Genomic DNA, 8,956 nt, shown 5'->3' with positions numbered 1-8,956 from the left:
GATTAGACGAAGTTGCAATGAGCCGCTGGCCTCATCCAACCCTGACACGTAGGGATGTCACATTCGCTCGGTGACCTACACGCCGGGCGCGACGGCAGACAGGCTAGTAACAGGACGTACGCGGATCCTGGACAAAGAGGCACAGTCGACGCTCTAACAGAGTTCTGCGAAAGAACACTCGCCGTGGCCTGAGCCCACCGGTGTGTGCGCGCCGATTCCGGTCGCTTCACGAGCACTGTTCTTGAAGCGAAGCAATATTCCAGAATCTGGATAGCCCGGCCTTTGGACCCCACGAGGGCGGGGGAGGTCGGATCACGTTTTCTGCACGGAGGGTAGGACTGCCTGTCCTAGGAAGACCAGGGAGAGGCATAGCGGCTGACACGACGTCCCAACATGGGTAGCGTCTTTTGCAAAGCCCGCGCGCAGGCGGTTCGCACCGAATTTTGTGTGGGCACTCTAAGGGACCAATCTCACTAACGGAAGAATCGACAGTGTCGCAGACGCAAGAAACCACCACACCCACCGTGACCCTCAACAACGGCGTCGAAATTCCGCAATTCGGCTTCGGCGTGTTCCAGGTTCCGCCGGACGAGACCCAGCGAATAGTCGAGGATGCGCTCGAGGCTGGCTACCGCCACATAGACACCGCAGCCGCCTACCGCAACGAGGCCGGCGTCGGAGCAGCCATCGCCGCCTCGGGCATTCCCCGGGATGAAATCTTCATCACCACCAAGCTACGCAACGGCGAGCAGGGCAACGCGCATGAGGCCTTCCAGAACAGCCGGAAAGCACTTGGCATCGACTTTGTGGACCTGTACCTGATCCACTGGCCGGTGCCCTCGCAGGGGCTCTTCACCGAAGCTTGGAAAGCGATGGAGAAGCTCTACGACAACAGCTCGGTGCGAGCTATCGGCGTCTCCAACTTCCTCGGCGAGCATCTGGACACGCTACTGCAGGCCGCTGATGTGGTCCCGGCGGTGAACCAGTTCGAAATCCACCCCACGTTCCAGCAGAAGGAGTTGGCGGCCAAGTGCCGTTCCTTGGGTATTGCGGTGGAGGCGTACAGCCCGTTGGGGCAGGGGGCTGATCTGAATGCAGCCACGGTGAAATCGCTGGCCACCAAATACGGCGCCACACCAGCTCAGATCGTGTTGGCGTGGCACCTCGCTTCAGGGATTATTGCCATTCCCAAGTCCTCGACGACTGGCCGTATGCGGGAAAACGCCGATGCTGCGGCGATCACCCTGACTCCAGCGGACCTTGCCGCCATCACCCAGCTCGAGAGCGGTGCCCGAATCGGCTCGGACCCCGCCATTGCGTCGCACAGCCAGCTGTAGGTGATCAGGCAATGAAGAGAGGAAGATGCATGTAGTAGGCATATCCAGGCCGTTCCGTGCCTGAGACCATGAACTCCGGCCGCAGGCCGTGGAGCCGCCCACCTCAATTTGCGGATTCCGACTGGCTCGGGCGTCGGCGGACCGAGCGGAGCGCGCGACCTGCCACCGATATCGTCGGCGCAAAAGATGAGCTGCCCTGCACCGCTGCGTCGAACGTAGCGACCGGGCTGGGAGTGCCGGGTGATGCCGACTGCGCATCTGAGGACTTCGTGTTTCGTGGTCTTCACGGGACTCGACCGCGGCAGTGCCGTGGTCGAGTCTGTCGCGCCCGCTTTGGTATATGTGTCAGCGATGGTCGAAAACTGAGCCGTTTCGTGGACTTGGCGTCTAGTGATCGTCGCAACGACTGAGTGATGGGCGTGGCAATCTGCAGAGACGAAGAGACCTAGAAGGGGAGTCCGGAGCGGCCCAAAAGAGCGCTGCCCGGGCTCACTATGATCAGCTGATGAAACAAGGAGTGAGCAATTCCGAAGCCTGCCGGATCGTACGGATCAATCGCGGCTCCGGCACTGGCTGGCGGCGTGGCCCCGCGGTCGTGTTGAAGTCCGGTGACGAGGTCCTCAACCACATTAGACGCTGCAATGGCCGTGCCGGTCCGGGGAAGCCAGGTTTGCAGACCCGCGAACGTGGATTCGGCATTGATCGTTTCGACGAGTTGCCTCCAGGCCGATGCGGCCGCTGTTCTATCTGGTCCATGCGTAGGCGGTCGGACGGAGCTAGGCACAAGCACCGGAGGAGATATTCCGCCTGTCAAGGCGAAGACAACGGCCTTGCAGGATTAGTCACTATCTCGACGCCGGATGTGCCTGGGTTTGGCGATGGGTCCGATTTCCTTGCCCACGTGGTTGCGCAGTTCGGCGACGGTCGCGTCGCCGCTGTCCTGTCCCGACGGGGCGGATTCGCGCAGGATCACGAACGCGACGACGGCCTGGCCGGTGGTTTCGTCGGAGGCTCCGACGACGGCGGCCTCGGCGACGGCGGGGTGGGACACGAGCGCGGATTCGATTTCCGTGGTGGAGAGCCGGTGCCCGGAGACGTTCATGACGTCATCGACCCGGCCCAGGAGCCAGATATCGCCGTCTTCGTCCTTCCTGGCCCCGTCCCCGGCGAAGTACATGCCCTCGAAGCGGGACCAGTAGGTGTCCTTGAACCGTTCCGGGTCCCCCCAGATGCCGCGCAGCATCGCGGGCCAGGGTTCGCGGACCACGAGGTAGCCGCCGTGCCCGTCCGGGACGGACTCCCCGGCCTCGTCCACGACGTCGATCGCGATGCCCGGCAACGCCACCTGCGCCGAGCCCGGCTTGGTCGCCGTCACCCCCGGCAGCGGCGCGATCATCTGGGCGCCGGTCTCGGTCTGCCACCAGGTGTCCACGATCGGGGCGGGGTGTTCCTTCTTTTCCCCGTTCCTGCCGGCGTTGGATCCGATGACGTCCCGGTACCACATCCATTGGCTTCGTCTACGCCTGCGGAGGCCTTGGGTGGTCCCTCGAAGGGCTTCCGAAGGCGTCGTCGGCGAAGTTCATTTGCACGGGAGCCCTCCGGCCTGGACTCTGCGCCGATCGGCTCCGGCGTCATCGCCGGCATGGGTCCAGCACATCGCGACCAGTTCGTTCGTTGATGTCACCCTTTCAATCAGAGGGCGGGGGAATGAGCTGGTGTGGCAGGCCAAGGCCGGCCACACCAGCTCACTGCTCACCGAGGTGCTTTAGGCGGACGAGGGTAGTTTCAGCCAACTAGCAGATCTGCGGCCCGGCGTTCACATTGAGCTTTACCTCGGCGTCCGTGTTCAGGAGGCGCGATGGTTCGGGGCCGTGGTCGCTAGCGGTGAGACGTGCGAAGCTGCACCAAGGTACAGACGCGCGACTTCCGGATCGTGAAGCAGGGCGTCCCCGCTGCCCGTAAGGGCCACCCGCCCTGCCTCCAGCACGACTCCACTGTCGGCGGCTTGCAGGCCCGAGCGAGCATTCTGTTCCACCAGGAGCACAGCCCGGCCAGCGGCCGCAAGAGCGCGTATGCTCTCGAACACCGACACGCGCGACTTCGGGTCCAGGCCGATCGACGGCTCGTCCAGGAGGATCAGCGCCGGATCGAGCATCAGCGAACGGGCGAGTTCGACCTGCTTCTGCTCACCCCCGGACAGCGATCCCGCCTGGGCGTGACGTCGTTTGGCGACGATGGGGAACTCCTCGGCGATCTCCTCAGACCTCTGTCGGACGACGGAGGCGTCGCTGAGACTGAAGGCACCCATGATCAGGTTCTCCCACACCGTCATCTGGGGGAACAGGCTCCGGTCCTGCGGGACGTGCACGACCCCACGCAGCAGGCGTTCGCGCGGGCGGAGCTGACCGATCTCCTCGCCGCGGAAGACGACGGTTCCGGACTTCGGTCGCAACAGTCCAGAGATCGTCTTCAGAACCGTGGACTTCCCGGCTCCATTGGGCCCGATGAGACACACGACCTTGCCGGTCTCGACCTCGAGGTCGACCCCTTTGAGGATCAGGCCGGCACCATAGCCGGCGGTGACGCCGGTGAGAGTGAGCAGCGGTTCAGGAACCAAGGTAAGCCTCCAGGACTTTGGGATCGGACTGGATCTCGGACGGTGCTCCGGATGCGATCGGGGCACCGCGGTCGAGGACGATCACGGGATTGCACAGGCGCATCACGAACTGCATGTCGTGCTCGACGATCAGGAACGTCGTTCCGGCTGCGTGGCGTTCGCGGATGTGGCGCTCCATCGTGTCGATCATGACCGGGTTGACACCGGCAGTGGGTTCGTCGAGCAGGACGAGTTTCGGTTCGTTCATCAAGACCGATGCGAACTCGAGCAGCTTCCTCTGCCCGTAGCTCAGTTCGGCTCCTCGCAGTTGGGCGACCGCCGAGAGGTTGAACTCATCTATCATCTGGGACGCGACTTCGTGGTCCTTGCGCCCGACCCGGGGCTGGAACATCGTTGCCCAGGATCCGCCGCGGGCGATGATCAGGTTCTCCTCGACGGTGAGGTCGGGGAAGATGCGGGCCTGCTGGAATGTCCGCGAGAGGCCGCGACGATAGAGTGTCGCGGGGCGCGGATGCCTGACCTTCTCGCCCCGGAAGTCGATCTGACCGACATCCGGCTTGAGGTATCCGGTGATCATGTTGAACGCGGTCGTCTTGCCTGAGCCGTTTGGCCCGATCAGCGCGGTGATGGTGCCCTCTTCGACCGCGAAGGAGCAGGAGTCCACCGCTGTCACGCCGCCAAAGCGTTTGACCATACCCTCGATCTGCGCACGGCCGTCATGGGGTCACCTCCGTCAAGCTGGCCGTCGACTTGACGGCAAGCTCTGATCTTGTATTTGCAGGTCCAGCGGAGTCGCCTGGCTCGTCGCGAGACCTGCGGAGGAGGCGTCGCCGTCGTGATGCCGCGATCGAAGGGATGATTCCGCGTGGCAGGAACAGCATGATCACGATGAATACGAGCGCGTAGGCGAGGAGGTATAGTTCGCTCGCGCCGAACAGCTGGGCGAAGTACTCCTGGGCGGGGACCAGGATAAACGAACCGAGCACTGGGCCCCAGAGGGTTCCCTTCCCGCCGAGGAATGTCATCAACACCATTCCGATAGTGATGAGCGGGTCGACGGCGAATTGCGGGTAGATGAAGCCGACGTAGTAGGCCCAGATGCCCCCGACGATCGCGACCAGCCCCGAACTGAGCGCGAACGCGATCACTTTGACCGCCGTCACTCGGACCCCGATTCCGTGCGTCTTGTCCTCATCTGCTCGGATTGTGAGCAGCGCGAGCCCGAACTTTGAATTTACGATTGCGAACGAGATCCCCATAGTGACCGCGAGGATCGTGACCATCGCGAAGTAGAACGGCCAGTCATATGTGGCGGCGGGGAGGGGCGGAGCCGCGACAGATGCACCTTGCGCCCCGCCCGTGAGCCCGCTGAGATTGAATGCCAGCGTCTGCGCGATGAACAGGATGGTGATCGTCACGATGGCGAAGACGTCCTGCCTCGTCCGCATTGACAACCACCCGATCGGTGCGGCTACGAGAGCCACCGCCAATCCGATCAGCGGTAGGGCCTTCGGCCCGGTTGCCTCCGTCTACCGCGCGGCGGACCTCGACGAAGCCCTGCGGATCGCAAACGGACTCGATTTCGGCCTGGGCTCGGCGTTCTGGAGCAACGACGACGCCGAGATCGACCATGCCGTGCGCGAGCTCCAGGCTGGCGCCGTGTTCGTCAACGGTATGACGATCTCCTATCCGGAGCTTCCGTTCGGCGGGATCAAGCGCTCCGGCTATGGCCGTGAGCTGTCCATGGAGGGAATCCGGGAGTTCTGCAACCTGAAGACCGTCTGGGTGGCATGACATCCAGGAGGCCGAGGGCCGCCCGCATAGGTTCCTATCTGCCGGGCCCAGACGAGTTCTTGGTGGGCCGGCAGGGCAGAGCGGGCTCGGCAACAGTGCCGGGCAAGGACTCGGCGCGCGGCCCAGCCATGCTCGGAATCGCGGGCACGAGACAGACGCGTAAGTCATCCGCGCGTTTCAGGATGCAGCCGGGCGGGGAGGGACCGCATGACTAGGTGCGAAGCCGATACCCACGACAGCCAGCTGTCCGAGGCGGGACGCCTGATTGTCCCGCGGCGCGGAGACCGTCACGGCCCCCTGTCCCCGCTCCTTCTGGTCCTGACGATCGTGACAGGGCTCGTCGACGCGTTCAGCTACCTGTGCCTAGGGAGGGTGCTGGTTGCGAACATGACGGGCAATATTGTCTTCGGGGGTTTCGCGCTCGGAGGCGTCCCCGGATTCACGTGGTGGGCGCTGCTGCTCTCTGCGGGTGCGGTCATGATCGGAGCTTGGATTGGCGGCAACCTGATTGCCCGCCATAGCCACCGAGGCCGTCTTCTCAGTGTCGCCTCCGCTATCGAATCCGCGGCGCTCGCGGGTGCCTGGCTTGCAAGCCTCATCGCGCCGCAGCCGTATGTAGGCGTTCACATTGCAGTGCTTATCGCAATTCTTGGCGTGGCACTGGGACTCCAGAACGCGACGGCGCGGTCACTGCAGGTGCCCGATCTGACGACTAGTGTCCTGACCCTGACGATCATCGGAATAGCCGCAGACACCGCCACGCGGGTCGGCAGCCGATGGGGGCGGCGCTCCGTTCCGGTCCTGACGATGTTCCTCGGCGGCGCGGCGGGTGCAGCTCTTGTGGTCAGCGGCCTCGGCCCCTTGGATCTTGCGCTCTCCGCGTGCCTTGCGGCCGCCGTAGCCGCAGCCGCAGCCGCAACCTTTCGGTCCACCGGGGCATGGACCGAGTGGGAACCGCCTGCGCCACCCGCGGCGCTGAACCTGCGATACCGCAGACGCCTCCATTGAACGGTGTCCCCTAAAATTCGCCCAGCTTGAAACCACCCTGCCGCCACCGGGCAGTTCCAGGTTGCTGTTGTCACCGGAGCAGCGGGCTCTCGCCGCTCGAGCTACCCGATAGACCCGTGAGCAAGCCAAAGGCTGAACTCGTGGCGATGACTAACAGATCCATCAGACCCGACGTCCACGGCGACGGCCGCGCTGGCTTACCGCCGGGACTCAGCTACAGCCGCCGGGTCAGGCTCAATTGCCCACGCGACTTGGTGTAGAACGCTCGCCAGCCAACCCTGCAGTCGAGCCAGCCTTCTGCGTGCGTACCTGACGCGTTGTTCCACGACAACAGGCGCATCCGGCAACGCACTGCCGCCCTCGTGCTTCATTGTGCTGATGGCGTATGCGGCCATCATCAGCGAATAATCCATAGTCCTCTTCTAATCATCTAACGTGCATTGAACTTGTACGCCACATCGCCCGTACCCTCCGGGACAAGAGCGAAGACGCATGCATTGCCGGTCCTTCGCGGCCGGGGCTGTGGGCGCGTGGAAATCGCGAGGCTGCGCCGATCAATAGCCCATGAATAGTTGTTGGCAACTGGGGCCGATGAACCTCGGGAGGTGGCGCGCCTTCGTTATACTGTCGAACCGCAGCGTTCCCGAGGTGATCACCATGGTGAGGCCTACGGCGGTTCGCATCGTTCGATCCTTCTCATCTTTCTTAATTGTTGGCCTCGACATGTGACTGCATGAGCCAGGCCACATCGAGGACTGACCTCAGTTTCGCTCCAGACGTGGTGTGGCTGGCTACTACCTTGCCGGGTGGACTATCCGGGACAACGGTTGGCCACCCGGGTGGGGTGGACTGGGGTTGGCGCAAGACTGCGCGCGTCCCGCGGCGGGTGCCGGAGTGACTTCGTGGGGATCCCCAATGGTGGCTCAATAATTGTTCCTCTGTCTGGAGGAACCCTGCTCTCAACGCACCCGCATGGTTTAGGCCTGCAGGGCCTTGGCCCAGAGATTGATGCCGGATTCGACGGCAAATTCGTCGATCATCTCGACCTCATCGGTCGTGACCGAACCCCTTGACAGGGAATTTTGGCATCGCGAGAGCACACCCCAGCGTCAGAGCACGCAGATTGGGGAGTGGGACCTCGGACTCGGCTTCGGTAAGGGCAACGCCGTAAACGAACATAGCTCCCTACTCGGTCGCAACGGCGTGACCCGCGCGCGTAGAAGCTGGAAGGCATCGCCTTCCAGCACTGGCGTTGTGCTACCGGTTGTTCAGGTATGGATTCGGGAATCGGGGGTCTCGGTGGCGTCGGACCCGTCCCTTTCTTGGCTGGGTGGAGTCCATCCTCAGCGTCTGATCCGGATCGTCGGGTAGTGCCAGGTCTACAACATTCACTTCCAAGTTCCCGACGATGGGATGGTGGAGCCGCGCAATTCCCGCCGATGCTTTTGCCACCCGGTGCGCTGCCCAACTACTTGCGGAAGTGCTCGCTGGACGCCGCGAGTTGACTGCCCTCTGCGTCGTCGGGGTGACGCCCAATGTCCGCGCGAAGGGATCCCACCGCATCGGATGCTACGGTCTCTTCCAAACTCTGCACTCTGACCCATGCCTTCAACTCTCCGCTGCCGGATTCGGGCTTCCACAGGGAAGGTAGGTCGCTCAGTCCTAGGAAAACCAGGGAGAGTCACGGCTGCTGACATGTTGCCCCTGGCCGGATAGCGTCGTCTGGAGAGACTCGACTGAACCGGTTTCCGGATGAGTCGTCGCAGAAACCCCACTGATCCCTGCCCGAAGGATGCCTGGGCAAAAGGGCGCCTTCGGTGCGCACTAAACGACAGAAGAGAACTATGGATTTTTCACTCATGATGGCTTGCGCAGTCATCAAGTCCATCAACCACGAAGCACACAGCGCGTTGCCAAATGCCCCGGTTATCGCTCCACGACCCGCCGGACGCACCCGCAGACGGCTGGTCCGCCTGCAGGCATTGCTGGCCAGGCTTCTGCACCGGGCCGCGTGGGCCATTGAACCGCACTTTGCCAAATACCAGGGGAGTCCGACGCTCAATCAAGGAGACAGCAGCCACACGCGGCGGGTCTGAAACATGCGATCAAAGGAGGGTCGGAGGCAATAGACAGTCCTTCGCACCGCGGGCGGTAGTCGTCACGGGCGGCTCCAGCGGGATAGGCCGGGCGATCGCCGACG

At 63.3% G+C, this 8,956-nt stretch carries 9 protein-coding genes and 1 pseudogene; 4 read left to right on the top strand and 6 right to left on the bottom strand.

Annotated elements, in window-relative coordinates:
- Positions 1-491 precede the first annotated feature (491 nt).
- Positions 492-1,337 (top strand): aldo/keto reductase, encoded by an 846-nt coding sequence (locus tag AC4CS3_RS23770; RefSeq protein WP_490785518.1) that lies wholly within the window; start codon positions 492-494, stop codon positions 1,335-1,337.
- 859 nt (positions 1,338-2,196) lie between these two features.
- On the opposite strand, the pseudogene AC4CS3_RS23765 reads toward AC4CS3_RS23770, so the two are convergent.
- From AC4CS3_RS23765 to AC4CS3_RS23750, 4 genes and pseudogenes are all read right to left on the bottom strand, one after another.
- Positions 2,197-2,844, bottom strand: a pseudogene (locus tag AC4CS3_RS23765) (AMP-binding enzyme); the annotation flags it as partial.
- Positions 2,845-3,183: 339 nt separating this feature from the next.
- Positions 3,184-3,954, bottom strand: a complete 771-nt coding sequence (locus AC4CS3_RS23760; protein ID WP_490785517.1) for an ABC transporter ATP-binding protein — start codon at positions 3,952-3,954, stop codon at positions 3,184-3,186.
- A complete protein-coding gene (locus AC4CS3_RS23755; protein WP_490785516.1) occupies positions 3,944-4,648 on the bottom strand; it encodes an ABC transporter ATP-binding protein in 705 nt (234 codons plus the stop codon). The genes AC4CS3_RS23760 and AC4CS3_RS23755 overlap by 11 nt, the downstream gene beginning before the upstream one ends.
- A gap of 22 nt (positions 4,649-4,670) precedes the next feature.
- Complete coding sequence (locus tag AC4CS3_RS23750; protein ID WP_490785515.1) at positions 4,671-5,402, bottom strand: branched-chain amino acid ABC transporter permease; 732 nt, start codon at positions 5,400-5,402, stop codon at positions 4,671-4,673.
- Here AC4CS3_RS23750 and AC4CS3_RS23745 point away from each other — a divergent pair.
- Positions 5,350-5,748 (top strand): aldehyde dehydrogenase family protein, encoded by a 399-nt coding sequence (locus AC4CS3_RS23745; RefSeq protein WP_490785514.1) that lies wholly within the window; start codon positions 5,350-5,352, stop codon positions 5,746-5,748. The two genes, AC4CS3_RS23750 and AC4CS3_RS23745, sit on opposite strands and share 53 nt — an antisense overlap.
- A gap of 207 nt (positions 5,749-5,955) precedes the next feature.
- Positions 5,956-6,756, top strand: coding sequence for a YoaK family protein (locus AC4CS3_RS23740; RefSeq protein WP_490785513.1), 801 nt, complete (start codon positions 5,956-5,958; stop codon positions 6,754-6,756).
- Positions 6,757-8,013: 1,257 nt separating this feature from the next.
- On the opposite strand, the gene AC4CS3_RS23735 is transcribed toward AC4CS3_RS23740, so the two are convergent.
- Complete coding sequence (locus tag AC4CS3_RS23735; RefSeq protein WP_490785512.1) at positions 8,014-8,208, bottom strand: hypothetical protein; 195 nt, start codon at positions 8,206-8,208, stop codon at positions 8,014-8,016.
- A 16-nt stretch (positions 8,209-8,224) separates the two neighbouring features.
- A complete protein-coding gene (locus tag AC4CS3_RS23730; protein WP_490785511.1) occupies positions 8,225-8,350 on the bottom strand; it encodes a hypothetical protein in 126 nt (41 codons plus the stop codon).
- A gap of 250 nt (positions 8,351-8,600) precedes the next feature.
- Here AC4CS3_RS23730 and AC4CS3_RS23725 point away from each other — a divergent pair, with 250 nt between their 5' ends.
- Positions 8,601-8,852, top strand: coding sequence for a hypothetical protein (locus tag AC4CS3_RS23725; protein WP_490785510.1), 252 nt, complete (start codon positions 8,601-8,603; stop codon positions 8,850-8,852).
- Positions 8,853-8,956 lie beyond the last annotated feature (104 nt).

The organism is Arthrobacter sp. SE2, assembly GCF_058244265.1.
This window is presented reverse-complemented; position numbering and strand designations above follow the sequence as displayed.